Source organism: Microbacterium sp. LWH13-1.2, assembly GCF_038397735.1.
Classification (GTDB): Bacteria; Actinomycetota; Actinomycetes; order Actinomycetales; family Microbacteriaceae; genus Microbacterium.
In genome coordinates, this window is record NZ_CP151635.1 from 1,762,427 (window position 1) to 1,786,692 (window position 24,266).

General features: G+C 67.1%; 25 protein-coding genes and 2 tRNA genes. 4 read left to right on the forward strand and 23 right to left on the reverse strand.

Annotated features, from left to right (window positions below):
• Positions 1-20 precede the first annotated feature (20 nt).
• The 4 genes from MRBLWH13_RS08330 to tdh all read right to left on the reverse strand — a co-directional run bounded on the left by MRBLWH13_RS08330 (position 21) and on the right by tdh (position 3,154).
• A complete protein-coding gene (locus MRBLWH13_RS08330; protein WP_341958010.1) occupies positions 21-239 on the reverse strand; it encodes a hypothetical protein in 219 nt (72 codons plus the stop codon).
• A complete protein-coding gene (locus tag MRBLWH13_RS08335) occupies positions 236-859 on the reverse strand; it encodes a helix-turn-helix domain-containing protein (RefSeq protein ID WP_341958012.1) in 624 nt (207 codons plus the stop codon). The genes MRBLWH13_RS08330 and MRBLWH13_RS08335 overlap by 4 nt, the downstream gene beginning before the upstream one ends.
• A 73-nt stretch (positions 860-932) precedes the next feature.
• A complete protein-coding gene (locus tag MRBLWH13_RS08340) occupies positions 933-2,111 on the reverse strand; it encodes a glycine C-acetyltransferase (protein ID WP_341958014.1) in 1,179 nt (392 codons plus the stop codon).
• Entirely contained in the window at positions 2,111-3,154 is a 1,044-nt protein-coding gene (gene tdh, locus MRBLWH13_RS08345; protein ID WP_341958016.1) for an L-threonine 3-dehydrogenase, read from the reverse strand. The genes MRBLWH13_RS08340 and tdh overlap by 1 nt, the downstream gene beginning before the upstream one ends.
• 81 nt (positions 3,155-3,235) lie before the next feature.
• Between tdh and MRBLWH13_RS08350 the strand changes: the two genes are divergently transcribed.
• The gene (locus MRBLWH13_RS08350) at positions 3,236-4,144 is read left to right on the forward strand and encodes a LysR family transcriptional regulator (RefSeq protein WP_341958018.1); all 909 of its coding nucleotides are present in this window, start codon (positions 3,236-3,238) and stop codon (positions 4,142-4,144) included.
• Positions 4,141-6,192, forward strand: coding sequence for a M3 family metallopeptidase (locus MRBLWH13_RS08355; RefSeq protein ID WP_341958020.1), 2,052 nt, complete (start codon positions 4,141-4,143; stop codon positions 6,190-6,192). Before MRBLWH13_RS08350 ends, MRBLWH13_RS08355 begins: the two co-directional genes overlap by 4 nt.
• Before the next feature lie 26 nt (positions 6,193-6,218).
• Here the strand turns inward: MRBLWH13_RS08355 and MRBLWH13_RS08360 are convergent, their stop codons facing one another.
• The 11 genes from MRBLWH13_RS08360 to MRBLWH13_RS08410 all read right to left on the reverse strand — a co-directional run bounded on the left by MRBLWH13_RS08360 (position 6,219) and on the right by MRBLWH13_RS08410 (position 16,151).
• Positions 6,219-6,755 carry an NUDIX hydrolase gene (locus tag MRBLWH13_RS08360; protein WP_341958023.1) on the reverse strand — a complete coding sequence of 179 codons (537 nt, stop codon included), beginning with the start codon at positions 6,753-6,755 and terminating at the stop codon, positions 6,219-6,221.
• A complete protein-coding gene (clpX, locus tag MRBLWH13_RS08365) occupies positions 6,752-8,020 on the reverse strand; it encodes an ATP-dependent Clp protease ATP-binding subunit ClpX (protein ID WP_341958025.1) in 1,269 nt (422 codons plus the stop codon). Before clpX ends, MRBLWH13_RS08360 begins: the two co-directional genes overlap by 4 nt.
• Positions 8,021-8,180: 160 nt before the next feature.
• Positions 8,181-9,032 (reverse strand): aldehyde dehydrogenase family protein, encoded by an 852-nt coding sequence (locus MRBLWH13_RS08370; RefSeq protein WP_341958027.1) that lies wholly within the window; start codon positions 9,030-9,032, stop codon positions 8,181-8,183.
• Positions 9,029-10,471, reverse strand: coding sequence for an aldehyde dehydrogenase family protein (locus tag MRBLWH13_RS08375; protein WP_341958029.1), 1,443 nt, complete (start codon positions 10,469-10,471; stop codon positions 9,029-9,031). Before MRBLWH13_RS08375 ends, MRBLWH13_RS08370 begins: the two co-directional genes overlap by 4 nt.
• Positions 10,472-10,482: 11 nt before the next feature.
• Entirely contained in the window at positions 10,483-11,484 is a 1,002-nt protein-coding gene (gene deoC / locus MRBLWH13_RS08380) for a deoxyribose-phosphate aldolase (RefSeq protein WP_056307105.1), read from the reverse strand.
• Positions 11,481-12,416, reverse strand: a complete 936-nt coding sequence (locus MRBLWH13_RS08385; protein ID WP_056516639.1) for a sugar-binding domain-containing protein — start codon at positions 12,414-12,416, stop codon at positions 11,481-11,483. Before MRBLWH13_RS08385 ends, deoC begins: the two co-directional genes overlap by 4 nt.
• Positions 12,417-12,569: 153 nt before the next feature.
• Entirely contained in the window at positions 12,570-13,211 is a 642-nt protein-coding gene (locus tag MRBLWH13_RS08390) for an ATP-dependent Clp protease proteolytic subunit (RefSeq protein WP_045253790.1), read from the reverse strand.
• Positions 13,212-13,231: 20 nt separating this feature from the next.
• Positions 13,232-13,828, reverse strand: coding sequence for an ATP-dependent Clp protease proteolytic subunit (locus tag MRBLWH13_RS08395; RefSeq protein WP_056516636.1), 597 nt, complete (start codon positions 13,826-13,828; stop codon positions 13,232-13,234).
• 81 nt (positions 13,829-13,909) lie between these two features.
• The gene (locus MRBLWH13_RS08400) at positions 13,910-14,407 is read right to left on the reverse strand and encodes a tetratricopeptide repeat protein (RefSeq protein ID WP_341958034.1); all 498 of its coding nucleotides are present in this window, start codon (positions 14,405-14,407) and stop codon (positions 13,910-13,912) included.
• An 81-nt stretch (positions 14,408-14,488) separates the two neighbouring features.
• Positions 14,489-16,015 (reverse strand): trigger factor, encoded by a 1,527-nt coding sequence (tig, locus tag MRBLWH13_RS08405; protein WP_056516631.1) that lies wholly within the window; start codon positions 16,013-16,015, stop codon positions 14,489-14,491.
• A 62-nt stretch (positions 16,016-16,077) separates the two neighbouring features.
• A tRNA-Pro gene (locus MRBLWH13_RS08410) sits at positions 16,078-16,151 on the reverse strand.
• Positions 16,152-16,260: 109 nt separating this feature from the next.
• Here MRBLWH13_RS08410 and MRBLWH13_RS08415 point away from each other — a divergent pair.
• Together MRBLWH13_RS08415 and MRBLWH13_RS08420 are read left to right on the forward strand one after the other, a co-directional pair.
• Positions 16,261-16,331: transfer RNA gene (locus MRBLWH13_RS08415), tRNA-Gly, on the forward strand.
• Positions 16,332-16,439: 108 nt separating this feature from the next.
• Positions 16,440-17,645 carry a hypothetical protein gene (locus tag MRBLWH13_RS08420; RefSeq protein ID WP_341958039.1) on the forward strand — a complete coding sequence of 402 codons (1,206 nt, stop codon included), beginning with the start codon at positions 16,440-16,442 and terminating at the stop codon, positions 17,643-17,645.
• A 72-nt stretch (positions 17,646-17,717) separates the two neighbouring features.
• On the opposite strand, the gene MRBLWH13_RS08425 is transcribed toward MRBLWH13_RS08420, so the two are convergent.
• The 8 genes from MRBLWH13_RS08425 to rapZ form a co-directional block, all read right to left on the reverse strand.
• Positions 17,718-18,071, reverse strand: coding sequence for an RNA polymerase-binding protein RbpA (locus MRBLWH13_RS08425; RefSeq protein ID WP_056307093.1), 354 nt, complete (start codon positions 18,069-18,071; stop codon positions 17,718-17,720).
• Positions 18,071-18,319 (reverse strand): preprotein translocase subunit SecG, encoded by a 249-nt coding sequence (secG, locus tag MRBLWH13_RS08430; RefSeq protein ID WP_053096652.1) that lies wholly within the window; start codon positions 18,317-18,319, stop codon positions 18,071-18,073. Before secG ends, MRBLWH13_RS08425 begins: the two co-directional genes overlap by 1 nt.
• 81 nt (positions 18,320-18,400) lie before the next feature.
• A complete protein-coding gene (gene tpiA, locus MRBLWH13_RS08435; protein ID WP_341958044.1) occupies positions 18,401-19,192 on the reverse strand; it encodes a triose-phosphate isomerase in 792 nt (263 codons plus the stop codon).
• Positions 19,183-20,397, reverse strand: coding sequence for a phosphoglycerate kinase (locus MRBLWH13_RS08440; protein ID WP_341958046.1), 1,215 nt, complete (start codon positions 20,395-20,397; stop codon positions 19,183-19,185). The genes tpiA and MRBLWH13_RS08440 overlap by 10 nt, the downstream gene beginning before the upstream one ends.
• A 10-nt stretch (positions 20,398-20,407) precedes the next feature.
• Entirely contained in the window at positions 20,408-21,418 is a 1,011-nt protein-coding gene (gap, locus tag MRBLWH13_RS08445; RefSeq protein ID WP_053096657.1) for a type I glyceraldehyde-3-phosphate dehydrogenase, read from the reverse strand.
• Positions 21,419-21,533: 115 nt separating this feature from the next.
• Positions 21,534-22,160, reverse strand: coding sequence for a superoxide dismutase (locus MRBLWH13_RS08450; protein WP_056307086.1), 627 nt, complete (start codon positions 22,158-22,160; stop codon positions 21,534-21,536).
• Between the two features lie 187 nt (positions 22,161-22,347).
• Complete coding sequence (whiA, locus tag MRBLWH13_RS08455; RefSeq protein ID WP_210098275.1) at positions 22,348-23,325, reverse strand: DNA-binding protein WhiA; 978 nt, start codon at positions 23,323-23,325, stop codon at positions 22,348-22,350.
• A 68-nt stretch (positions 23,326-23,393) separates the two neighbouring features.
• Positions 23,394-24,266, reverse strand: a complete 873-nt coding sequence (rapZ, locus tag MRBLWH13_RS08460; RefSeq protein ID WP_341958052.1) for an RNase adapter RapZ — start codon at positions 24,264-24,266, stop codon at positions 23,394-23,396.

Consider the following 24,266-nt stretch of genomic DNA (forward strand, 5'->3'; position numbering starts at 1 on the left):
TTCGTCGTCGTCGGAACGTCTCAGCGCCGAGGGAGCCCGATCTGCGCGAGCATGTGATCGACCTCGCGGGGATCCTGTCGCCTGGTCTGCTGCTCTCGCAGGAGATCGAGAGCGAGGGTCCGCTTCTGAGCGCGGCGAGCGATGCGGCGCTCGACGAAGACCGTGAGGAGATCGGCGAGGCCGAGGAGCTGCCGCTCGGCCTGTGTCGGGGCGACGAGGCGGATGGTCGCGCTGGTCATGATTCCTCCTCGTTCGATTCAGCGACGTCGGCGAGCACCGGCCCGGTCGCCGGAAGGTCGAAGAGCTCGGTGCGCATCGACACCCGACGCACGTCCGGGCCCGTCTGGCCGCGATATCGCCCGACGGCACCCTCGATGACTCCCGTGAGCTCGTCCTTGAGATCCTCCATCTGCGAGGGGGTCATCTCGAGGAGGGTCGTGGCGATCAGGCCCGCGTCCTTCCAGCCTTCCGGCACCTCGGTGTCCGGCCGGTTGACGTAGGACATCAGGGTCTCGTGCCGCAGGCGGAAGAACTCCGACGACACGATCTGCGCGGCTGCGCGGTTGGCGGGCGACATGCTCTGGCTCGGACCGGGGATGTCGATGCGTCCCTCGGGGAGCTCCCACCAGCGCTCGCGTGCGGTGCCTCGCCCCTCGACCTCGTGGATCAGGTCGTGCGCCGAGAGCGTGCGCAGGTGATAGCTGGTGGACCCAGACGTCTCCCCCAGCATCGAGGCGAGCGAACTCGCCGTCTGCGGCCCGTGCGCGCTGAGCAGATCGAAGATCCGCACACGCAGCGGGTGAGCCAGGGCCTTGAGCGCCCCGGAATCGAGTCGTCGCAACTGCTCTTCGTCTGCCATGCCTGCAAAGATACTCTTGCAAAGACTTCTTTGCAAGTATTCTTTTGCAAAGAAGTCTTTGCCTGTGCGCTCGTCAGCTCACGACGGCTCGCGCGCCGACGAAGGCGGCCACGCATCGCTCGATCTGCTCGGGCGTATGCACCGCCGAGAGCTGTACGCGGATCCGCGCCAGTCCGCGAGGAACGACGGGGAAGCTGAACGCGGTCACGTAGATGCCTTGCGCCTGCATCTCCGTCGCGATGCGCGCCGTGAGAGCCGCGTCGCCGAACATGACGGGGACGATCGGATGCTCTCCCGGCAGCAGGTCGAAGCCCTCCGCCGTCATCCGCGCACGGAACAGAGCGGCGTTGTCGCGCAGACGCGCTCGGAGATCGGCAGAGCCCTCGACCAGGTCGAGAGCGGTCAGGGTTCCTGCCACGATCGCGGGCGCGAGCGTGTTCGAGAACAGGTACGGGCGAGAGCGCTGTCGTAGTAGTGCGACGATGTCGGCGTGCGAGGCGACGTAGCCACCGGACGCTCCACCGAGCGCCTTGCCGAACGTGCCCGTGTAGATGTCCACCCGATCCGCGACGCCGCAGAGCTCGGGTGTGCCCCGGCCGCCCTCTCCCACGAAACCGACAGCGTGCGAGTCATCGACGAACACGAGGGCGTCGTAACGCTCCGCCAGGTCGCAGATCTCGGCGAGGGGTGCGATGTAGCCGTCCATCGAGAAGACGCCGTCAGTGACGACCACCCGGAAACGGGCATCGGATGCCGCCTGCAGCTGCTCTTCGAGGTCCGCCATGTCGCGGTTTCGATACCGCAGTCGGCGCGCCTTGGAGAGACGGATCCCGTCGATGATCGACGCGTGGTTGAGTTCGTCCGAGATGATCGCGTCCTCGGCGCCGAACAGCGTCTCGAAGACTCCCCCGTTGGCGTCGAAGCACGAGGAGTACAGGATCGCGTCATCCGTTCCGAGGAACCGCGCTAGTCGGCGCTCGAGCTCCAGGTGCTGCTCCTGGGTGCCGCAGATGAAGCGGACGCTGGCGAGCCCATAGCCCCACTCCTTCAACGCCGTGGTCGCCGATTCGAGGATTCGCGGGTCGTCCGCGAGCCCCAGATAGTTGTTGGCGCAGAAGTTCAGCACATCCGCCCCGTCCGCAGTGATCTCGGCGCTCTGCGGTCCGCGGATGCCGCGTTCGTGCTTCGTGAGGCCCGCAGCCTCGATGCCGTCGAGTTCGTCCGCCACATGCTTCCGGAATGTCTCGTACATCACAGCTCCGTCCAATCGAGGATGATCTTTCCCGTTCCCGCGGACTCTGCCGCGGCGAACCCCTGTTCCCAATCCCTGGCGGGGATCACATCGGCGATCACCCGTCCGATCGAGTCGCGCAGAGTCGCGCTGGTCTGCAGCATCGCCCCCATCGCGTTCCATGTCTCGAACATCTCACGCCCGTAGATGCCCTTGATCGTGAGCATGTGGGTGACGAGCTTGCCCCAGTCGATATCGAAGCCCGCGCTGGGCAGCCCGAGCATCGCGATCCGACCACCGTGGTTCATGTTGTCGATCATGGCGGGGAGCGCCGTCGCCGCACCGCTCATCTCGAACCCGATGTCGAAGCCCTCGCGCAGTCCGAGGCAGTGCTGGGCATCGCGGATGTCGCGCACCGACACGTCGACGACCTCATCTGCGCCCATCAGACGCGCCATCTCGAGACGGGGAGCACTCACGTCCGTCGCCGCGATGAAGCGGGCGCCGGCATGCCGGGCGACGGCGATCGCCATCAGACCGATCGGCCCGCATCCGGTCACGAGCACGTCCTCGCCGACGAGCGGGTAGGTGAGCGCCGTGTGCACGGCGTTTCCGAGCGGGTCGAAGATCGCACCGAGTTCCGGTGCGACATCGGCGTGATGCACCCAGACGTTGGTCGCCGGCAGGGCGAGGAACTCGGCGAAGGCGCCGTCTCGCTGCAGGCCGAGGCCGACCGTGCGGATGCACATCTGCCGGCGCCCCGCCCGGCAGTTGCGGCACGTGCCGCAGACGATGTGCCCCTCGCCGGAGACGCGGTCGCCCACCGCGATGTCATGCACGAGCGGCCCGATTTCGACGACCTCACCGTAGAACTCGTGGCCGGGGATGAGCGGAGCCTCGATCGCGGACGCGGCCCAGTCATCCCAGCGACGTATGTGGAGGTCGGTGCCGCAGATCCCTGTGCGCAGAACGCGGATCACCACCTCGTCGGCCGCCGCTGTGGGCTCAGGACGATCGACGAGTTCCAGACCGACTGCGCGTTCCGCTTTGAACAGTGCCTTCATACATCGATCCCATCGCGACTGTCGATGTAGAGCAATCTCGAACTTCTGCATCGATGATGTAGCGATCGCTAATCTGTGAGCATGGAACTCCATCAACTGCAGATCCTCAGAGAGCTGGGCGCGCTGGGCAGCGTCGCCGCCGTCGCGGACAACCTGCATGTCACACCCTCGGCCGTGTCGCAGCACCTCGCGGCGCTGCAGCGGAGCTTTCGCACGCCGCTCACACGGAGAGACGGACGCCGCCTGACGCTGACCGCCGCAGGCGAGGTGCTCGCCACAGCCGGGGCCGACGCGATCGATGCCATGGCAGCAGCGCGCAGCGCATTGGACGACTTCGAGGGCGACAGCACCGGCATCGTCACAGTCAGCGGATTCCACAGCGTGGGACAGGCGCTCTTCGGCCCGCTGGTCCGAGAACTCGACGCCGCGGATGCGCCGCCGACCGTGCAGCTCACAGACGAGGATGTCGCGCAGAGCGACTTCCCGGCTCTCACCGCCCGCTACGACCTCGTGCTCGCCCACCGCATGGAGCACTCTCCTCCCTGGCCCACCGACGGGGTGCGCAGCCTGGCACTCGTGCGGGAGCCGCTCGACGTCGCCGTCTCGGCATCCCATCCCCTCGCCGCGCGTGGCCAGGTGACCTCCTTCGACGTGGTCGACAGCCCGTGGGTCACGAGCCGTGTCGGCTACTCCCCCGACGACGTGCTGCGCGCGGTGTCCGCCGTGGCCGGCCGCCCTGTCGAGATCCGGCACAGGATCAACGACTACGGGGCGATCGCCGCCGTCGTCGCCGCCGGCGGAGTGCTGGGGATGCTGCCCCGCTACACGACCCGCACGGTCGACGACCGTGACATCGTCCGGCTCCCACTGCGAGGAGTCAGCACCCACCGGATGATCGACGTGCTCGCCCGCCCCGAGAACCTGAGACGGCAGTCCGTGCGCCTCGTCGTCGAGGCCCTCCAGCGGGTGATGGCTAGGCTCAGAGGATGACCGACGCCTCGAACCCGCTGCTCCAGCCGTCCACGCTCCCCTACGGTCTTCCCGACTTCGCCGCGATCAGGCCCGAGCACTACCTTCCCGCGTTCCAGGCCGCATTCGACGAGCACCTCCGCGAGATCTCGCGGATCACGATGGTGCGCTCGATGCCCACCTTCGAGAACACGATCGACGCGCTCGAGCGCTCCGGCGAACTGCTCGACCGAGTCGCGCACGCGTTCTACACAGTGACGTCGGCCGATGCGACGCCCGAGATCCAGGAGATCGACGAGCACCTCGCTCCGCTGATGGCCGCGCATCAGGACGCGATCACCCTCGACGGAGCCCTGTACTGGCGCGTGCAGCAGGTGCACGCACAGCTCGCCGACCTCGACCTCGACGACGAGCAGCGCTATCTCGTCGAACGGCACCACCGTGAGATGACGCACGCGGGCGCCGCCCTCGACGACGGAGCGAAGGAGCGGCTCACCCTGCTCAATCAGCAGCTCTCGACGCTCAACAACACCTTCGAGCGCAACCTGCTGAACGACACCAACGACCTGGCCGTCGTGTTCGACTCCGCCGAGGAGCTCGCCGGTCTCAGCACGGGAGAGCTCTCGGCCGCCTCTCGCTCCGCCGAGGAGCGTGGCCTCGACGGCAGATTCCTGATCTCGCTGCCCCTGTTCACGGGGCACCCCTATCTCGCGCAGCTGCATCATCGCGGGGCGCGGAGACGGATCATGGACGCGTCCCGCGCCCGCGCATCGCGTGACAACGGCAACGACAACCGCCCGGTGCTGCGAGACATCGTGCGGCTGCGCGCAGAGCGCGCGGAACTGCTCGGCTACGCATCGCACGCGGCATACGTGACGGCCGACGAGACGGCGGGAACTCCCGAGGCGGTCGAGCGGATGCTGCGTGACCTCGCCGCTCCGGCCGCGCGCAACGCCCGTGCGGAGCGGGAAGCACTGCAGACGATCGTCGACGAGACCGAGAGCACCCCCTTCCCCGTCGAGGCGCACGATTGGGCGTTCTACACAGAGAAGGTGCGCACTGCGCGCTACGACATCGATACCAGTGCCCTCCGACCGTGGTTCGAGGCCGAGCGGGTCCTGCAGGACGGCGTGTTCTTCGCCGCCACGCGGCTCTACGGCGTCACCTTCACCGAACGGCACGACCTGGTGGCCTACCACCCGGGGGCACGTGTGTTCGAGGTGCACAACGCCGACGGCACCGCCCTCGGACTGTACGTGCTCGATCTCTACACGCGCGACTCGAAGCGCGGCGGCGCGTGGATGAACCCCATCGTGAGCCAGTCGCACCTTCGCGGCACGCTGCCGGTCGTGGTCAACAACCTCAACGTGTCGCTTCCCGGCGACGGTGAGCCGACCCTGTTGACCCTCGACGAGGTCACCACGCTCTTCCATGAGTTCGGCCACGCGCTGCACGGCCTGTTCGCTGTGGTGACGTATCCGCACTTCGCCGGCACCAACGTCTTCCGCGACTTCGTCGAATTCCCCAGCCAGGTGAACGAGATGTGGATCCTCTGGCCCGAGGTGCTCGACAACTACGCGCGTCACCACGAGACGGGCGAACCCCTCGACCCGGCGATCGTCGCACGTCTGCGCGCGACCGAGGCTTTCAACCAGGGGCACGACACGAGCGAGTACCTCGCGGCCGCCTGGCTCGACCAGGCATGGCACCGAGTGGGTCCTGATGCCGAGGTCGCCGACGTCGCCGCATTCGAGGCTGCGGCGCTCGCCGACATCGGCCTCGACGACCCGGTGGTGCCGACTCGCTATTCGTCGACCTACTTCGCCCACGTGTTCTCGGGCGGGTACAGCGCAGGGTACTACTCCTACATCTGGAGCGAGGTGCTCGACGCCGACACCGTCGACTGGTTCCGAGAGAACGGCGGGCTCACTCGCGAGAACGGCGACAGGTTCCGTGCGCGCCTCCTCGGGGTCGGCGGATCGAAGGACCCGCTCGACGCGTACCGTGACTTCCGTGGCCGCGACGCGGAGATCGCGCCTCTGCTGAAGCGTCGCGGGCTCGATACCTGAGTCGGGTCACCCCGACTTGCCTCGACTCAGCGGTCGAGCACTTCCATCGCCTTGTACCAGGTGAGCTGATGATAGCTCTGAGCGAGGTGGTCGCCGAGACCGTCGAGAGACACGACGTGCACGGCGATCGCCTCGCTGTCGTCGAGCGCCTGCTCGGCGACGCGGACGCAGTCGCGAGCGAGGAAGTGATGCACGCGGTTGGTATGGTTGCCGAAGTTCGCCCAGGTGGATCCGAGTTCGACGATCTCACCCGGCTCGTACCCCGTCTCCTCGCGGAGCTCCCGGGCCGCTGCCTCGATCGGGACTTCGCCCGGTTCCACGCCCCCTCCGATCGTCCCCATCGCGATGATCCCCGCTCCGTGGCGGTACTCCTCGACGATGATCGCGTCGCCGTCGACATCGAGCGCGAGCAGTGAGATCCAGTCCCCGTACTCGAGCACGTAGTAGGGCGCGATCCGACGGTCGTCCGCATCACGGCAGTCGTCCGCGCGCACACGGATCCAGCGGTCGGCGACGACGGTCTCGCTGTCGACGACCCGCCAGGGCTCGAGAGCCGGACTCACGCGCTCTTGCGCTTGCGCTCCATCACGATCGTGGGAGGCGCGCCCTCATCGACGGCCGCGCGGGTCACGATGACCTTGGCGACGTCTTCGGCGGAGGGGATCTCGAACATGATCGGACCGAGCACGTCTTCGAGGATCGCGCGGAGTCCGCGGGCACCGGTCTTGCGCTCGACCGCGAGGTCGGCGATGGACCGCAGAGCCTCTTCCTCGAACTCGAGCTGCACGCCGTCGAGCTCGAACATGCGCTGGTACTGCTTGACCAGAGCGTTGCGGGGTCCGGTGAGGATGTCGATGAGAGCATCCTGGTCGAGCGGAGACACCGAGGTGACGACGGGCAGTCGGCCGATGAACTCGGGGATCAGACCGAACTTGTGCAGGTCCTCGGGCAGCACCTCGCTGAACAGGTCGAGATCCTTGCCCTTGTCGTGCAGCGGGGCACCGAAGCCGATGCCGTGCTTGCCGACGCGCGCCGACACGATGTCCTCGAGACCGGCGAACGCGCCGGCGACGATGAACAGGACGTTCGACGTGTCGATCTGCAGGAACTCCTGGTGGGGGTGCTTGCGCCCGCCCTGCGGCGGCACGGAGGCGACCGTGCCCTCGATGATCTTGAGCAGCGCCTGCTGGACGCCCTCGCCCGACACATCGCGCGTGATCGACGGGTTCTCGGCCTTGCGGGCGATCTTGTCGACCTCGTCGATGTAGATGATGCCCTGCTCGGCGCGCTTGACGTCGTAGTCCGCCGCCTGGATGAGCTTCAGCAGGATGTTCTCGACGTCCTCTCCGACATAGCCGGCCTCGGTCAGCGCCGTGGCGTCGGCGACCGCGAACGGCACGTTGAGGCGTTTCGCGAGCGTCTGCGCCAGGTAGGTCTTGCCGCAGCCGGTCGGACCGATGAGCAGGATGTTGCTCTTGGCGATCTCGACGCTCTCGGCCTTCTGCTCGGCCGTCTGGAGCGTGCCATGTGCGCGGATGCGCTTGTAGTGGTTGTAGACCGCGACGGCGAGTGCCTTCTTCGCGGGCTCCTGGCCGACGACGTACTCCTCGAGGAAGGAGAAGATCTCGCGGGGCTTCGGCAGCTCGAAGTCTGCACCGCCCTCGGCGGAGGATTCCGCCATCCGCTCCTCGATGATCTCGTTGCACAGCTCTACGCACTCGTCGCAGATGTACACACCGGGGCCAGCGATGAGCTGCTGCACCTGCTTCTGACTCTTTCCGCAGAACGAGCACTTGAACAGGTCAGCGCTTTCACCGATACGGGCCATGCGCGTCCTCCTAGGGGGATCCAGAGATCGTCTACTGAGCCTAACCGCTGCATCCGACACCGGGACGCATTGGCGCGGCGGAGGACATCTCGAGTCCGTATCGACTCGCACGCGAAAGGCCCGCCCCGAGCGATGCGCTGGGCGGGCCTTCCGGGTGGATTCAGACCATGCTCTTGGTGTGCCAGACCGTCTTGACCTCGGTGAAGGCTCCGATGCGCTCGGGCGAAGCCACCACCTCACCCGGAGCGAGGACGCGCTTCAGCGTGTCGGCCGCGGCGATCTGCATGTCGATCCACTCGAGATCGCCCGCACCGGCCAGATCGAGGGCGTTGACATCCTGGTGCGAGGCGAGCCACGGTGCCATCTCGGCCGGCGACCCGGTGAGGACGTTCACCACTCCCCCCGGCACGTCGCTCGTCGCGAGCACCTCGGCGAGGCTGATGGCGGAGAGCGGATGCCGCTCGCTCGCGATCACGACCACCGTGTTGCCTGCCACGAGAGCGGGGGCGACCACCGAGACCAGCCCGAGGAGAGCGGAATCCTGCGGTGCCACGATCGCGACGACGCCGGTCGGCTCGGGGACGGAGATGTTGAAGTACGGCCCTGATACGGGATTCGCGTTGCCGGCGACCTGTGCGTACTTGTCGCACCAGCCCGCGTACCAGACCCACAGGTCGATCGCTTCGTCCACCTGCGCTGCTGCGGCGGAGGCCGAAACCCCCTCCTGTGCGGCGATCTCGTCGATGAACTGCGCCCGGCGACCCTCGAGCACCTCGGCGACACGATAGAGCACCTGTCCGCGGTTGTAGGCGGTCGCCCCAGACCAGCCCTTGACGGCTGCGCGGGCGGCGACGACGGCATCGCGGGCATCCTTGCGAGAGCCTTGAGCGGCGTTCGCCAGGAACGCCCCCTTCGCCGAGAGCACCTCGTAGGTGCGACCCGACTCGCTGCGGGGGAACGCCCCGCCGATGGCCAGCTTGTACGTCTTGGGAACGGTCAATCGCTTGCTCATGCTGCGGCCCCCTTCAGGTACGCGGTGAGGCCCTGACGTCCGCCCTCGCGGCCGTATCCGGACTCCTTGTAGCCGCCGAACGGGCTCGACGGGTCGAAACGGTTGAACGTGTTGGCCCAGATGACGCCGGCGCGAAGCCGGTCGGCGACTGCCAGGATGCGGGAGCCCTTGTCCGACCAGATACCCGCGGAGAGACCGTACGGGGTGTTGTTCGCCTTTGCGATCGCTTCGGCAGGCGTACGGAATGTGAGCACCGAGAGAACGGGTCCGAACACCTCGTCACGGGCGATGCGATGCGACGCCTCGACTCCGGTGAAGATCGTCGGAGCGAACCAGAATCCCTTGTCGGGGATCGCGCAGTCCGCCGTCCAGCGCTCCGCGCCCTCGGCCTCGCCGATGTCGCTGAGCTCGCGGATGCGGGCGAGCTGCGCGGCCGAGTTGATCGCGCCGATGTCGGTGTTCTTATCGAGCGGGTCACCGAGACGCAGGGTCGAGAGGCGGTTCTTCAGGCGATCGATGACCTCGTCGTGGATCGACTCCTGCACGAGCAGTCGGCTTCCGGCGCAGCACACGTGCCCCTGGTTGAAGAAGATGCCGTTGACGATTCCTTCGACGGCCTGGTCGATGGGCGCGTCGTCGAACACGATGTTCGCGGCCTTGCCTCCGAGCTCGAGCGTGAGCTTCTTGTTCGTTCCGGCGACAGCACGGGCGATGTCGCGGCCTACTCCGGTCGAGCCGGTGAAGGCCACCTTGTCGACATCCGGGTGGCGCACGAGAGAGGCGCCGGTCGCGCCGGCGCCCGTCACGATGTTGACCACACCCGCCGGAAGATCGGCCTGCTGCAGGATCTCCGCGAAGATCAGCGCCGTGAGCGGCGTGGTCTCTGCGGGCTTCAGCACGACGGTGTTACCGGCGGCCAGGGCGGGCGCGAGCTTCCATGCGAGCATCAGCAGCGGGAAGTTCCAGGGGATGATCTGCCCCGCGACGCCGAGCGCGCGAGGATTCGCTCCGAGGCCGGCGTGGTCGAGCTTGTCGGCCCAGCCCGCGTAATAGAAGAACCAGGATGCGACGAGAGGCACGTCGACGTCGCGGCTCTCCTTGATCGGCTTGCCGTTGTCGAGGCTCTCGGCGACCGCGAGCTCACGAGCCCGCTCCTGCACGAGACGGGCGATGCGGAACAGGTACTTGCCCCGATCGCGACCGCTCATCTTCGACCAGGTCTTGTCGTAGGCGCGACGGGCGGCGGCGACCGCTCGGTCGATGTCCTCATCGCTCGCGGACGCGATCTCGGCGATGCGGGTCTCATCTGCGGGCGAGATGGTGGTGAAGCTCGGGCCAGAGCCGTCGACGAACTCGCCGTCGATGAACAGGCCGTAGCTGTCCTTGAGGTTGAGGACTGCCTTCGACTCCGGTGCCGGAGCGTATTCCAGGAATGACATATTCGGGGCTCCTAGTCGATCGTGACGTAGTCGGGGCCGGAGTAGTGGCCGGTGGTGAGCTTCTGACGCTGCAGCAGCACGTCGTTCAGCAGGCTCGATGCGCCGAAGCGGAACAGGTGCGGCTGGAGCCACTCCTCGCCCACGGTCTCGGCCACGGTGACGAGGTACTTCACTGCGTCCTTGGAGGCGCGGATGCCGCCGGCGGGCTTCACGCCGATGCGCTCCCCCGTGCCGCGGTGCCAGTCACGCACCGTCTCGAGCATCAGCAGCGTCGTCGGCAGGGTGGCCGCGGGCTGCACCTTGCCGGTGGACGTCTTGATGAAGTCGCCACCGGCGAGGATGCCGAGCCACGACGCGCGCTTGATGTTGTCGTAGGTGTTCAGCTCACCGGTCTCGAGGATGACCTTGAGCGAGGCGTACGAGCCGTCCGCACGACGGCACGCCTCCTTCACCTGGGCGATCTGGTCGTAGACGAGTCCGTAGCGACCCGAGAGGAATGCCCCGCGGTCGATGACCATGTCGATCTCGTCGGCACCGGCCGCGACGGCCTCGGCCGTGTCGGCGAGCTTGATCGCCAGCGATGAGCGTCCGCTCGGGAAGGCCGTGGCTACCGCGGCGACCGAGATCAGACCGTCGTCAGGATCACCGTGCAACGCACCGAGCGCCTCGACCGCGTCGCCGACCATGTCGCCGTACACGCAGACCGCGGCGACCTTGGGGGTCGACGGGTCTGCGGCATCCGGGTTCTTGGCCTTCGCGACGAGCGAGCGCACCTTGCCCGGCGTGTCCGAGCCTTCGAGGGTCGTGAGGTCGATCAGCTTGATGATGGTGTCGAGGGCCCAGGCCTTCGACGTCGTCTTGATCGATCGCGTGCCGAGACCGGCAGCGCGCTGCTCGAGTCCGACGGCGTCGACTCCGGGGAGTCCATGCAGGAAGCGGCGGAGCGTGGCGTCATCCGGCTCACCGCCGAGGACGTCCACCGCCGCTCTGCGGCTGAGTTCTTGGGTCGTCATTGTTCCTCCAACAATGCTCGTGCTGTGGTCTCATCTGTCACCAGGACGCTGCACAGGCCGCTGGTCACGACTGTACGCGCGATGTCATGCTTGGCGTCACCCGCGGTGACGAAGATCGAGCGCTTCGCGGCGCGCAGCCGACCGAGGTCGACGCCGACCGTCCGGGCGTCGAGCTGCGGGTCGACGATGTTGCCGTCCGCGTCGATGTAGCGGCCGAGGACATCACCTACGGCGCCGCGTCGGGCGAGCTCCTCGACATCGGACGCCGAGAGATACCCGTTCTCGACGTGGGCCGAAGTGGCGTCGCAGGGGCCGGCCGTGAACAGGAACGCCTGCGCCTCGGCTGCCTCTTCGAGGACGGCAGCGACCGTGCGGTCGGCCTCGATCGCCTGTTTGGTCTCGACACGTTCGAGGATCGCCGGGCTCGGCAACAGAGACACATGACCGGAGGCGCGCTGAGCGATCGTGACGGCGAGGCCTGCGGCTCCGCCCGAGCGACGGTTCAGGCTCACTCCCCCGTTGAGCTGCACGACCGTGACGCCGGTGGCCCATCCGTCGGGCAGCGCTTCGGCGACGGCACGAAGCGTGCGTCCCCAGCTGACGCCGAGGGTGCGCGGAACCGGACGCATGGCGGTGAGGAAGTCGGCGGCGGCCTGCGCGACGCGTTCGAGCGTTCCATCGTCGCCGTCGGGAGAGGGGACGACGACTGCCGCCCGCAATCCGTGGCGCTCGACGAGCTGGCGCTCGAGACCGAGGCGCCGAGCGCGCGGATGCACGATCTCGATCCGGACGATGCCGCGCTCGCGCGCCTGGGTGAGCAGACGGCCCACCTTCCAGCGGGAGAGCTTGAGGAGGGCGCCGATCTCGTCCTGCGTCTTGTCTTCGTCGTAGTAGAGCTCTGCGACTCGGACCATCGTGAGTTCGTCTTCCAAGGCATCCTCCTTCGCCGCTCAGTCTACGCGCGGATCACCGTTCGCGCATCCGAATGCTCATATGAGCAGGACTGTCGAGACCTCCCGCGCATCCGCCGGATACGACGAAAGGACGCCGGCCCGGAGGCCGACGTCCTTTCAGACCAGCGATGACTACGCGCGCTTGCGCGAGGTGAGCACCTGATCGACGATGCCGTAGTCCAGCGCCTCGGCGGCGGACAGGATCTTGTCGCGGTCGATGTCGCGGTTGACCTGTTCGACCGGCTTGCCGGTGTGGCGAGCCATGGTCTCCTCGAGCCAGGTGCGCATGCGGAGGATCTCCGCCGCCTGGATCTCGATGTCGGACGCCTGACCGTGTCCGGCCTCACCCATCGCCGGCTGGTGCATGAGCACTCGGGCGTTGGGCAGAGCGAGACGCTTTCCGGGGTGGCCGCCCGCGAGCAGCACGGAGGCGGCGGAAGCCGCCTGACCGAGCACGACGGTCTGGATCTGCGGCGCGACGTACTGCATCGTGTCGTAGATCGCCGTCATCGCGGTGAACGAACCACCGGGCGAGTTGATGTACATCGTGATGTCGCGCTCGGAGTCCTGGCTCTCGAGAACGAGGAGCTGGGCCATGACGTCGTCGGCCGACGCGTCGTCGACCTGGACGCCGAGGAAGATCACACGATCTTCGAACAGCTTGTTGTAGGGGTCCTGGCGCTTGAAGCCGTAAGCCGTGCGCTCCTCGAACTGAGGAAGCACGTAGCGGCTGGAGGGCAGGTCGCCGGCAGAGCGGAAGGTGGGTGAGTACATGAGAGTCCTTTCGCTTTCCGTTACTTGATGTCCTGGTCGGTTCCGCCGCCACCGACGACGTCGGTGGCCGAGTCGCGGATGTGGTCGACGAAGCCGTACTCGAGCGCCTCGTCGGCGGTGAACCAGCGGTCACGGTCGCCGTCGGCGTTGATCTGCTCGACGGACTTGCCGGTCTGTGCCGCGGTGATCTCGGCGAGGCGGTTCTTCATCGAGGTGATGAGCTGCGCCTGCGTCTGGATGTCGCTCGAGGTGCCGCCGAAGCCGCCGTGCGGCTGGTGAAGCAGCACGCGGGCGTTGGGCGTGATGTAGCGCTTGCCCTTGGTGCCGGCGGTCAGCAGCAGCTGACCCATCGATGCGGCCATGCCGATTCCCACGGTGACGATGTCGTTCGGGACGAACTGCATCGTGTCGTAGATCGCCATGCCCGCGGTGATCGATCCACCGGGCGAGTTGATGTAGAGGTAGATGTCCTTCTCGGAGTCCTCTGCGGCGAGAAGGAGGATCTTCGCGCAGATCTCGTTCGCATTGTCGTCGCGCACCTCCGATCCCAGCCAGATGATGCGGTCTTTCAACAGTCGGTCGAAGACGCTCGTAGCGAGGAGGGGTTCTGCAGCCATGTCAGCTCCTGATTCCGTGTTTCAGTGATTCGAATCTACCGGCGACGACGCAGCGCTCAGGCCGTGTTCGCCGTCGGCATATCAGGCGTCGAGTTCCGCGATCTCGTGCGCGTATGCGGTCATCGAGCGGTGGTACCGCGGCAGGTGCGGAACGAGCGCGAGCAGCGCGACCGAGAGGCCTTGCGCCGGGCGCCCCGAGCTCGCCAGGATCAGCGCGTGCACTGTGGCCACGGCGTCTCGGTAGGGACCGTCGCCCGACAGCTCCTCCTCCGCGCGGATCACGACGAGGGCATCGTCGTACTCTCCGAGATTGCGCAGCGAGCTCGCCAACTGGATCACGCACTGAGGGCGGTGCTCATCGTCGAGGCCCAGAGCGAGCGCGCGTCGGTACAGCTCCACCGCCTCGGCGGGCCGACCCGCCGAGTCACGGGCTCCGGCACGTTCGAACTCGGCGCGTGCGTCGTCACTCCCCCGCTCGGCGGCGAGGGCGTCGATCCTCGCGATCGTGTCGTCCCCGACCTCTTCGCCGCTCGCGTCGTCCCACACCTCGTCGACGCGCTCATCCCAGGTCTTCGCCATGTCCTCACTCCACATCCCGTCCGTTCACGAGAAAGGGGCGGATGCCGCAGCATCCGCCCCTTCCTCAGAGATCGTTCTCGATCACTCAGCCTTGTCGGCTGCCTTCTTGGCCGGAGCCTTCTTGGCAGCGGGCTTCTTCGCGGCCGGCTTCTCAGCGGCCTCGGCGTCGTCGGCCTTCTTCGCGGGGGCCTTCTTCGCAGCAGGCTTCTTCGCGGCCGGTTTCTCAGCGGCCTCGGCGTCGTCGGCCTTCTTCGCGGGGGCCTTCTTCGCCGGAGCCTTCTTGGCGGGCTTCTCGTCAGCCGCAGCCTCGGTCTCAGCCTCGGCCTCGTCGTCGGTCACGACGAAGTCAGACAGATCGACGGGCTTGCCGTTCGTGTCGACGACCTTGACCTTGCCGAGTGCGATGGCGAGGGCCTTGTTGCGGGCGACCTCGCCGACGAGCGCGGGAAGCTGGTTCGACGACTGCAGCGCCTCGACGAACTCCTGGGGAGCCATGCCGTACTGCGATGCGGACTGGATGAGGTACTGCGAGAGCTCCTCCTGCGAGACCTGCACGTCGGCCTGCTCGGCGATCGTGTCGAGCAGCACCTGCGTGCGGAACTGCTTCTCGCTCGCCTCGGTGACCTCGGCGCGGTGCACGTCGTCCTCGAGGCGGTTCTCGCCCTCGAGGTGGTTGTGCACCTCGTCCTCGATGAGCTTCGGCGGCACGGGGATGTCGATCTGCTCGAGCAGGGTCTCGACGAGCTTGTCACGCGCAGCGGAGCCCTGCGTGAAGACGCCCTGCTGCGAGACGCGCTCGGCGAGGCTCGCGCGGAGCTCGGCGATCGTGTCGAACTCGCTGGCGATCTGCGCGAAGTCATCGTCTGCCTCGGGGAGCTCGCGCTCCTTGACGGCCTTGACGGTGACGGAGACCTCGGCCTCGGAGCCGGCGTGGTCGCCGCCCACGAGTGCGGAGCGGAACGTGGTGTCCTCGCCTGCAGTGAGCGACTCGATCGCGTCGTCGATGCCCTCGAGCAGCTCGCCCGAGCCGACCTCGTAGGAGACGCCCTCGGCGCGGTCGATCTCGGCGCCGTCGATGGTGGCGACGAGGTCGAGTTCGACGAAGTCGCCCTTCGCTGCGGGGCGGTCGACGGGAACGAGCGTGCCGAAGCGCGCGCGCAGGTTCTCGAGCTCTGCGTCGAGCGCGGCCTCGTCGGCCTCGACGGCGTCGACCGTCAGGGTGATGCCGTCATACGCGGGGATCTCGATCTCCGGGCGGACGTCCACCTCGATGTCGACGAGCAGGTCGCCCGAGAAGTCCTTCTCGTTCGGCCACTGCGTGATGTCGGCTGCAGGGCGGCCGACGACGCGGAGCTTGTGCTCGACGGTCGCGTCGCGGAAGAACTTGTCGAGGCCCTCGTTGACCGCGTGCTCGATGACCGCGCCACGACCGATGCGCTGGTCGATGATCGGAGCGGGGACCTTGCCCTTGCGGAAGCCGGGGATCTGGACGTCCTGAGCGATGTGCTCGTAGGCGTGCGCGATGCTGGGCTTGAGGTCGTCGGGGGTGACCGTGATGCTGAGCTTGACCCGGGTCGGGGTCAGCTTCTCGACGGTGCTGTTCGCCATTCTGGTGTGCTCTCCTTGTGATTTCCGCGCTGAATCGCGGCTGTCAGGCCGATGAAGCCATGTCGGGGCGACAGGAGTTGAACCTGCGACCTCCCGCTCCCAAAGCGGGCGCTCTACCAAACTGAGCTACGCCCCGGGGAATCCGCATGCAGATTCAGCCCCACCGAGTCTAACGGACACGAGCACCTCCGTCAGTCCGCTATGATCGATGAGTCGGCACAGTCCTCCCGGACACCGCAGACAACGGGGCTGTAGCTTAGTGGTAAAGCCTCTGTCTTCCAAACAGATGATGCGAGTTCGATTCTCGTCAGCCCCTCACTCCGAAGGCCCCCGCACATGCGGGGGCCTTCGACGTTTTCCCGTTCGGTGAGCGATCTTCTGGCAGAGTCGAGATACGCAGGTCCCGACCGGAGGTCCCCACCGAATGTCTGCTCCCACCGGCTTCGCCGAGCACTCACCCGGAGGCCATGTCCTGCCTGCGCACATCGCGAGCACGTTCCCGCAGGCACCGCAGCCGCGCAAGAGGAGGACGGGACTCCTCGTCGGCCCCCTGGGCGCGATCATCGCCGCGTCCGTCGTCGGAGGGCTGCAGATCACCGCGAACCTCGGGTACGACGACGCGCGCGCGGAGTTCGACAGTGCCAGGGACATCGCTCAGGACACGATCGCAGAGGTCACACTCGCCTCTGACCAGCTCGGCTCGACCTCCGACACCGCGACCCTCCTGCTGAACAGCGACTCGGGCGTGCTCGCAGATGCGACCGCGAAAGAGGCACTGTCGGCATCGATCACCGAGGCCGCCGATGTCTCGGCATCCGCCGATCAGGTCCTCGACACCGCGCTGCCGGATGCAGGAGCGAAGCCCACCATCTTCTGGGAGCTGTTCGGCGCATCCGAGGGGCTCCGGCTCGACATCGAGGATCTCGAGCATCTCGACACCGAGCTCTCCGAGGAGTCCCCCGCGCTCGCGGACGTCGAGACGCTGGTGACGGACGCCGGTCTCGCGTTCCTGGGTTCTGCCGCGACCGCAGCCGCTCCCTTCGAGGCCGCGCACGTCTCCGCAAAGAACGACGACGTCATCGCGCTGCGTGATGCCGCCTCGACCGCCGCCGGCGCATCCGCTCTCGACGACTCCGCCGTCGCCACCTTCGTGGCACTGCAGGATGCCGCGGCGCAGGTCGTCGCCTCCGAAAGCGCGGAACTGAGCGAGAAGGCCGGTCCTCTGCAGGGCGTGCGGCTCGAGATCGAGGCGTATGCCCGGTCGCTGGCACCAGGTGTGCTGCTCGAGTTCGACTGGAACCCGCTCGTGAACAATGCCGGCGAGAACGGGAGCATGGGCGGCCTGACCACATGGTGGTGGGACGAACCCGATCGCGCGGTGATCGAGCTCTCGAACTCCGTGGCGGAGCAATGGCCGGCCGATCGCAGCAAGGCACTCGTCGCGCACGAGGTCGGCCACGCCATCAGCGTCAAGTGCGAGGACATGTACGACTCGTCGACGCAGGACAGCATCGAGAAATGGGCCACTGCGTGGGCCATCAGCATGGGATTCACCGACGATGCGAACGGCGTCTGGGCGTACGGCTACCCACCGCAGTCCTACATCGACGCCGCGGCCGGATGCCGCTGAGACCTTCACCGAACATGGAAGAAGCCGTCGCGATGTGATCGCGACGGCTTCTTCTCTGAGATCAGACCGAGGTCACTGGCCCCGGCGCTCGCGCAGCTGGGTGAGCGCGTCCTCGAGAAGCTGGACGGCCTCTTCGTCGGTACGACGCTCCTTCACGTATGCGAGGTGCGTCTTGTACGGCTCCGCCTTGGCGAGCGCAGGCGGGTTGGCCTTGTCGCGCCCGGCAGGCAGCCCGGACTGCGGGTGGTCGATCGTCTCGGGGATCTCCTCTTCAGGAAGACCCGCCGCGAAGTAGCGAACCGTCTCGTTACCGAGACCGTCCCAGTAGGACACCGCGATGCGGTCGGCGTGGTAGCCGTGGTCCTGCTCGCCCATGGGGCCGGAACCGACACGGGTCCCTCGGATCGCATTGCCGCCGGTAGCCATCAGATCACCTCGAACTTCGTGATGAGACCGAGCGCGACGATCGACACGAACCACGCCAGAGCGAGGATCACGGTGAACCGATTGAGATTGCGCTCAGCGAGACCCGACGAGCCCACAGCCGACGTCATTCCGCCACCGAACATGTCGGACAGGCCGCCACCGCGACCCTTGTGGAGGAGGATGAGGAGAGTCAGCAGGACGCTGGTTATGCCCAGCACCACCTGCAGGACGAACTCGAGAATTTCCACGAGGAAGAGCCTTTCGCTGGGGCAGGACTGCCCCGGTAACGGTCAAGTATACGGTGTGGCGGGGCCGGAGCCCCGCCACACTCACACGCCGACGTGCTTCTCGAAGCGGATGATCGCGGCGAATTCGTCGACCACGAGGCTCGCGCCTCCGACGAGTGCGCCGTCGACATCGGGCTCACGCATGTAGCTGGCGATGTTCGCAGCCTTGACCGATCCGCCGTACAGGATCCGGGTGCGCGCCGCAGCGTCGTCACCGAGGACCTTGGCGATCACCGTGCGCAGCGCGGCGCAGACATCCTGCGCCTGCTGCGGTGTCGCCGCCTGGCCTGAGCCGATGGCCCAGACAGGCTCGTACGCCACGACGATGTCGGCATCCTTGGAGAGTCCCTGCAGAGCGGCTTCGAGCTGTCCGGCCGGAACCGCGCTCGCGCCGAACTTCTCGAGGTCCTCCGCGGTCTCGCCCACGCAGATCACCGGCGAGAGGCCGTGCTTGAGCGCGGCCTTCGTCTTCGCCGCGACGACCTCGTCGGATTCCGCGTGGTACTCGCGGCGCTCCGAGTGGCCGATGATGACGTACTTCGCGTCGAGCTTCGCGAGGAACGCACCCGACACCTCACCGGTGTACGCACCGGAATCGTGTGCCGAGATGTCCTGCGCTCCGAGCGCGAACGGGATCTTGTCCGCGTCGATCAGCGTCTGCACGCTGCGGATGTCGGTGAAGGGCGGGAACACCGCGACCTCGACCGAGCCGTCCTCGTGCTTGGCGTCCTTGAGCGTCCAGTGCAGCTTCTGCACGAATGCGACCGCCTGCAGGTGGTCGAGATTCATCTTCCAGTTTCCCGCGATCAGCGGGGTACGGGTCTTCACGCCCATCCGAGCACCTCCAGGCCGGGTAGTTTCTTTCCCTCGAGGAACTCGAGGCTGGCGCCGCCGCCGGTCGAGATGTGACCGAACTGATCGTCGGTGAAGCCGAGCTGACGCACGGCCGCGGCCGAGTCGCCACCGCCGACCACGCTGAGACCGTCGACCTCGGTGAGCGCCTGCGCGACGGCCTTGGTGCCACCGGCGAAGGCCGGGAACTCGAACACACCCATCGGGCCGTTCCAGAACACGGTCTTGGATCCGCGGATGACCTCCGCGAACCGAGCGGCCGTCTCCGGGCCGATGTCCAGGCCGATGCCGGCGGAACCGAAAGCAGTGCTCTCGATGGCGTCGGCCGCCGTGACCTCGTGGTCGGCGTCCGCCGAGAACGAGGATGCGACCACCACGTCGGTCGGGAGCACCAGCTCCACGCCGCGCTTCTCGGCCTCGGCGATGTAGCCGCGGACGGTCTCGAGCTGGTCCTCTTCGAGGAGGCTGGAAGCCACCGCGTTGCCCTGTGCCTTCAGGAAGGTGAACAGCATCCCGCCTCCGACGAGGATGCGATCCACGCGCGGCAGCAGGTGCGAGATGACGCCGAGCTTGTCGCTCACCTTCGACCCGCCGAGCACGACCGCGTACGGGCGCTCCGGGTTCTCGGTGAGGCGGTCGAGCACATCGAGCTCCGCTGCGATGAGCAGACCGGCCGCGGACGGCAGCAGCTCGGCGAGGTCGTAGACGCTCGCCTGCTTGCGGTGCACGACACCGAAGCCGTCGGAGACGAGGACGTCGCCGAGTTCTGCGAGCTGAGCCGCGAAGGCGCCGCGCTCAGCGTCGTCCTTCGAGGTCTCCCCCGGGTTGAACCGCAGGTTCTCGATGACGACGATGCCGCCGTCCTCGAGCGAGGCGACTGCCTCGTGCGCCGACTCGCCGACTGTGTCGCGAGCGAACGCGACCGGCTTGCCGAGCAGCTCGGAAAGCCGCTGGGCGACCGGCGCGAGGCTGTACTGCGGGTCGGGAGCACCGTCGGGTCGTCCGAGGTGCGAGCACACGACGACGCGGGCGCCCGCGTTGATCAGTGCGTTGAGGGTCGGCAACGAGGCGCGGACACGGCCATCGTCCGTGATGATCCCATCCCGCAGGGGGACGTTGAGATCACAACGGACGATGACGCGCTTGCCCTCGAGCGGACCCAGTGAATCCAGGGTGCGCAGAGTCATGGGAGATGTCTCAGAGACGCTCTGCCACGTACTCGGTCAGGTCGACGAGGCGGTTGGAGTAGCCCCACTCGTTGTCGTACCAGCTGGAGACCTTGACCAGGTTGCCGCTGACGTTGGTCAGGGTGGCGTCGAAGATCGACGAGTGCGGGTTGTGCACGATGTCGCTCGAGACGATCTGGTCTTCGTTGTACTGCAGGAAGCCGGCGAGGCGACCGTCGGCCGCTGCCTTCTTGTACGCCTCGTTGACCTCTTCGACCGTGAGGTTCTCACGGTCGGTGATCAGCGTGAGGTCGACGATCGAGCCGGTGGGAACCGGCACGCGGTACGACGAGCCGCTCAGCTTGCCCTGGAGCTCGGGGAGGACCTCGCCGATCGCCTTGGCAGCACCGGTGGATGCCGGGGTGATGTTGATGGCGGCGGCGCGCGCACGACGCAGGTCGCTGTGCGGGCCGTCCTGCAGGTTCTGGTCTGCGGTGTAGGCGTGAGCCGTCATCATGAAGCCGCGGTCGATGCCGAACGCGTCATTGAAGACCTGTGCCAGCGGTGCGAGGCAGTTGGTCGTGCACGAGGCGTTGGAGATGATGTGATCGGTCTCCGGGTTGTACGTGTCCTCGTTCACGCCCATGACGAACGTGCCGTCGACGCCGGTGCCCGGTGCCGAGATGAGGACCTTCTTGGCGCCTGCCTCGATGTGCTTCTTGGCGAGCTCGGCCTTGGTGAAGAAGCCGGTCGACTCGATGACGATGTCGACGCCCAGCTCGCCCCACGGGAGACCGGCGGGGTCGCGCTCTGCGAACGCCTTGATGGCCTTGCCGTTGACCGTGATGCTCTCGTCGTCGTAGCTGATGTCAGCATCGAGGACGCCGCCCACCGAGTCGTACTTCAGAAGGTGGGCAAGGGTCTTGTTGTCGGTGAGGTCGTTGACAGCGACGATCTCGATGTCCGCTCCCTGCGCGAGAGCCGCGCGGAAGTAGTTGCGTCCGATACGGCCGAAGCCGTTGATACCGATCTTGACAGACACTCAGGTCTCCCTGTTTCTCATGCGCTGTGCGCAGCAATCGTGCGTGCGCGGTGCGCGGGGGTTTTTGGCTGAGATGGCGTCCCGACGAGACTTGGCCCGTCGGGACGCGACCCGATTACGACAGTACCAGCAGGCCGTTCGTCTTCTCGCGGGCTGCCTCGAAGCGCTGGGCGACGTTCTCCCAGTTGGCGATGTTCCACGCGGCCTTGACGTAGTCGGCCTTCACGTTGAGGTAGTCGAGGTAGAAGGCGTGCTCCCACATGTCGAGCTGGAAAAGCGGCACGGTGCCCGCTGCCGTGTTCGACTGCTGGTCGAACAGCTGCTGGATGATCAGGCGCTGACCGATCGAATCCCAGCTGAGGACGGACCATCCGGAGCCCTGGATGCCGAGGGCGTTGGCGGTGAAGTGCGCCTGGAACTTCTCGAACGAGCCGAAGAACTCGTCGATGGCGGCCTTGAGCTCGCCCTCGGGCTGTCCGCCGCCGGTCGGCGACAGGTTCGTCCAGAAGATCGAGTGGTTGACATGACCGCCGAGGTTGAACGCGAGGTCCTTCTCGAGCTTGTTCACGTTGGCGAGGTTGCCGCTGTCACGGGCCTCGGCGAGCTGCTCGAGGGCGGTGTTCGCGCCGGCGACGTAGGTCGCGTGGTGCTTGTCATGGTGCAGCTCCATGATCTTGCCGCTGATGTGCGGCTCGAGGGCTGCGAAGTCGTAGGGAAGGTCGGGGAGCGTGTAAATCGCCATGTCGCTTTCATCCAATCCGCGCCGCGCCGCGGCGCTTGCCGATCCTCTGCGCCGCCGAGGTGCGGCGTAGAGCGGACTTAACTCATCCTAGTGACGACAACGTGTCGACGACCCTGATCCTTCCCCCATATGACGAAGCGAGGCGACCCCTTGACAGGGATCGCCTCGCTGAGGTCGATGGTCGGGCTCAGACGTCGAGTCCGGCGGGCACCGCCGCCTCGGTGCCAGGGATGCCCTCCTGCTGCGCACGCTTGTCCGCCATGGCCAGAAGGCGACGAATGCGTCCTGCGACGGCGTCCTTCGTCATGGGCGGGTCGGCGTGGTGACCCAGCTCGTCGAGGCTCGCGTCGCGGTGTGCGAGGCGGAGCTCTCCGGCGACCTTGAGATGGTCGGGAACATCGTCGGCGAGGATCTCGAGCGCCCGCTCGACCCGGGCGCACGCGGCGACGGCGGCCTGCGCGGAGCGACGCAGATTCGCGTCGTCGAAGTTCACGAGACGGTTGACACCCGCGCGCACTTCGCGGCGCTGGCGCATCTCCTCCCAGGTGACGGCGGTCTTCTGCGCGCCCATCTCACTGAGGATCGTGCGGATCGCCTCCCCCTCGCGGACCACGACGCGGGGCATGCCGCGCACCTCGCGGGCCTTCGCGGCCACGCCCAGACGGTGCGCGGCCCCCACGAGCGCCATAGCGGCTTCGGACGATGGGCAGGCGACCTCGAGCATGGCCGATCGGCCTGGTTCGCTGAGGGTTCCTGCAGCGAGGAACGCGCCACGCCAGAGGCCGGCGATCTCGGCGCGAGACCCGGTGGTCAGGCGGTTGGGCAGGCCGCGCACGGGGCGACGACGCTGGTCGAGCAGCCCGGTCTGGCGGGCGAGCGTCTCGCCGGACGCGATGACCCTGACGGCCCAGCGGGCACCGTCGTTCGCGGTGCTGGACTGCACCTGGGCGATCTCGGGCCGAACACCGTAGATCTCGGCGAGGTCGCGGGCGACGCGCTGCGCGAGGATCTCGGCATCCACCTCCGCCTCGACGGCGACCCGCCCGGCGATGGAGTGCAATCCGCCGGCGAACCGGAGGATCGAGGTGACCTCCGCGACACGCACCGTCGGGGGTGCATTACGGATGCTGACCAGCTCAGCCTTGACGTCGGTGGTTAGTGCCACGACACTCCTCTACGCTCACGCGCCGGATCGCGACGCAAACCTCCAGCCTACTCTGACGGAGGCTCCTGCTATTCCCTGCCGAGGTCCCGATGACGCACGTTCACCGCTACGCCGGGCACGGCCGCGACCCGACGAGCCAGCTCTTCCACCATGGCGACCGAGCGGTGCTTTCCGCCGGTGCACCCGATCGCGATCGTCGAGTGGCTCTTGTTCTCGCGCTGATACCCCTCGAGCACCGGGGTGAGAGCCGCGGTGTAGGCATCGAGGAACTCGGTGGCGCCCTCGCGGGACAGCACATAGTCCCTGACGGCCTCATCCTTGCCGGTGAGCCCGCGCAGCTCCTCGTTCCAGAACGGGTTGGGGAGGAAGCGCATATCGGCGACCAGATCGACGTCCGTCGGCAGTCCGTACTTGAAGCCGAAGCTCATCAGCGTCACGCGATGGCGAGCAGCGCCCTCTTCCGAGAACAGATCGGAGACCTGGGTGGCGAGCTGATGGATGTTGAGGGCCGAGGTGTCGATGACGAGATCGGCGGACTCCCTGATCGGAGCGAGTTTGTGACGCTCGATGCGGATGCCGTCGAGGAGCGTGCCGTCTCCCTGGAGCGGTTGCGGTCGGCGCACCGACTCGAACCGTCGGACGAGCACGTCGTCGGATGCATCGAGGAACAGCACACGGACGGACCCGCGTGATCGTAGGGCCCGAGCGACTCCGGGGAAGTCGTCGAAGAGATTGCGTCCTCGGACATCGACCACCGCGGCGACCTTGGGCAGCGCGGTCCCGCCCATGTCGGTGAGATCGAGCAGCGGGCGGAGGATCTGCGGCGGCAGGTTGTCGACGACATACCAGCCGAGGTCCTCGAGTGCGTTCGCGACCGTCGTGCGTCCAGCGCCCGACATGCCCGTGACGATGAGGAACTCGCCCTTTTCCCCGTCAGCCAT

Excerpts from the sequence above, each read along its gene's own strand:
- MRBLWH13_RS08330 (WP_341958010.1), bottom strand. The coding sequence starts at position 239 with ATGACCAGCGCGACCATCCGCCTCGTCGCCCCGACACAGGCCGAGCGG.
- MRBLWH13_RS08335 (WP_341958012.1), bottom strand. The coding sequence starts at position 859 with ATGGCAGACGAAGAGCAGTTGCGACGACTCGATTCCGGGGCGCTCAAG.
- MRBLWH13_RS08340 (WP_341958014.1), bottom strand. The coding sequence starts at position 2,111 with ATGTACGAGACATTCCGGAAGCATGTGGCGGACGAACTCGACGGCATC.
- tdh (WP_341958016.1), bottom strand. The coding sequence starts at position 3,154 with ATGAAGGCACTGTTCAAAGCGGAACGCGCAGTCGGTCTGGAACTCGTC.
- MRBLWH13_RS08350 (WP_341958018.1), top strand. The coding sequence starts at position 3,236 with ATGGAACTCCATCAACTGCAGATCCTCAGAGAGCTGGGCGCGCTGGGC.
- MRBLWH13_RS08355 (WP_341958020.1), top strand. The coding sequence starts at position 4,141 with ATGACCGACGCCTCGAACCCGCTGCTCCAGCCGTCCACGCTCCCCTAC.
- clpX (WP_341958025.1), bottom strand. The coding sequence starts at position 8,020 with ATGGCCCGTATCGGTGAAAGCGCTGACCTGTTCAAGTGCTCGTTCTGC.
- MRBLWH13_RS08370 (WP_341958027.1), bottom strand. The coding sequence starts at position 9,032 with ATGAGCAAGCGATTGACCGTTCCCAAGACGTACAAGCTGGCCATCGGC.
- MRBLWH13_RS08375 (WP_341958029.1), bottom strand. The coding sequence starts at position 10,471 with ATGTCATTCCTGGAATACGCTCCGGCACCGGAGTCGAAGGCAGTCCTC.
- deoC (WP_056307105.1), bottom strand. The coding sequence starts at position 11,484 with ATGACGACCCAAGAACTCAGCCGCAGAGCGGCGGTGGACGTCCTCGGC.
- MRBLWH13_RS08390 (WP_045253790.1), bottom strand. The coding sequence starts at position 13,211 with ATGTACTCACCCACCTTCCGCTCTGCCGGCGACCTGCCCTCCAGCCGC.
- MRBLWH13_RS08395 (WP_056516636.1), bottom strand. The coding sequence starts at position 13,828 with ATGGCTGCAGAACCCCTCCTCGCTACGAGCGTCTTCGACCGACTGTTG.
- MRBLWH13_RS08400 (WP_341958034.1), bottom strand. The coding sequence starts at position 14,407 with ATGGCGAAGACCTGGGATGAGCGCGTCGACGAGGTGTGGGACGACGCG.
- tig (WP_056516631.1), bottom strand. The coding sequence starts at position 16,015 with ATGGCGAACAGCACCGTCGAGAAGCTGACCCCGACCCGGGTCAAGCTC.
- MRBLWH13_RS08420 (WP_341958039.1), top strand. The coding sequence starts at position 16,440 with ATGTCTGCTCCCACCGGCTTCGCCGAGCACTCACCCGGAGGCCATGTC.
- MRBLWH13_RS08425 (WP_056307093.1), bottom strand. The coding sequence starts at position 18,071 with ATGGCTACCGGCGGCAATGCGATCCGAGGGACCCGTGTCGGTTCCGGC.
- tpiA (WP_341958044.1), bottom strand. The coding sequence starts at position 19,192 with ATGGGCGTGAAGACCCGTACCCCGCTGATCGCGGGAAACTGGAAGATG.
- MRBLWH13_RS08440 (WP_341958046.1), bottom strand. The coding sequence starts at position 20,397 with ATGACTCTGCGCACCCTGGATTCACTGGGTCCGCTCGAGGGCAAGCGC.
- MRBLWH13_RS08450 (WP_056307086.1), bottom strand. The coding sequence starts at position 22,160 with ATGGCGATTTACACGCTCCCCGACCTTCCCTACGACTTCGCAGCCCTC.
- rapZ (WP_341958052.1), bottom strand. The coding sequence starts at position 24,266 with ATGGCTGACGGGGAAAAGGGCGAGTTCCTCATCGTCACGGGCATGTCG.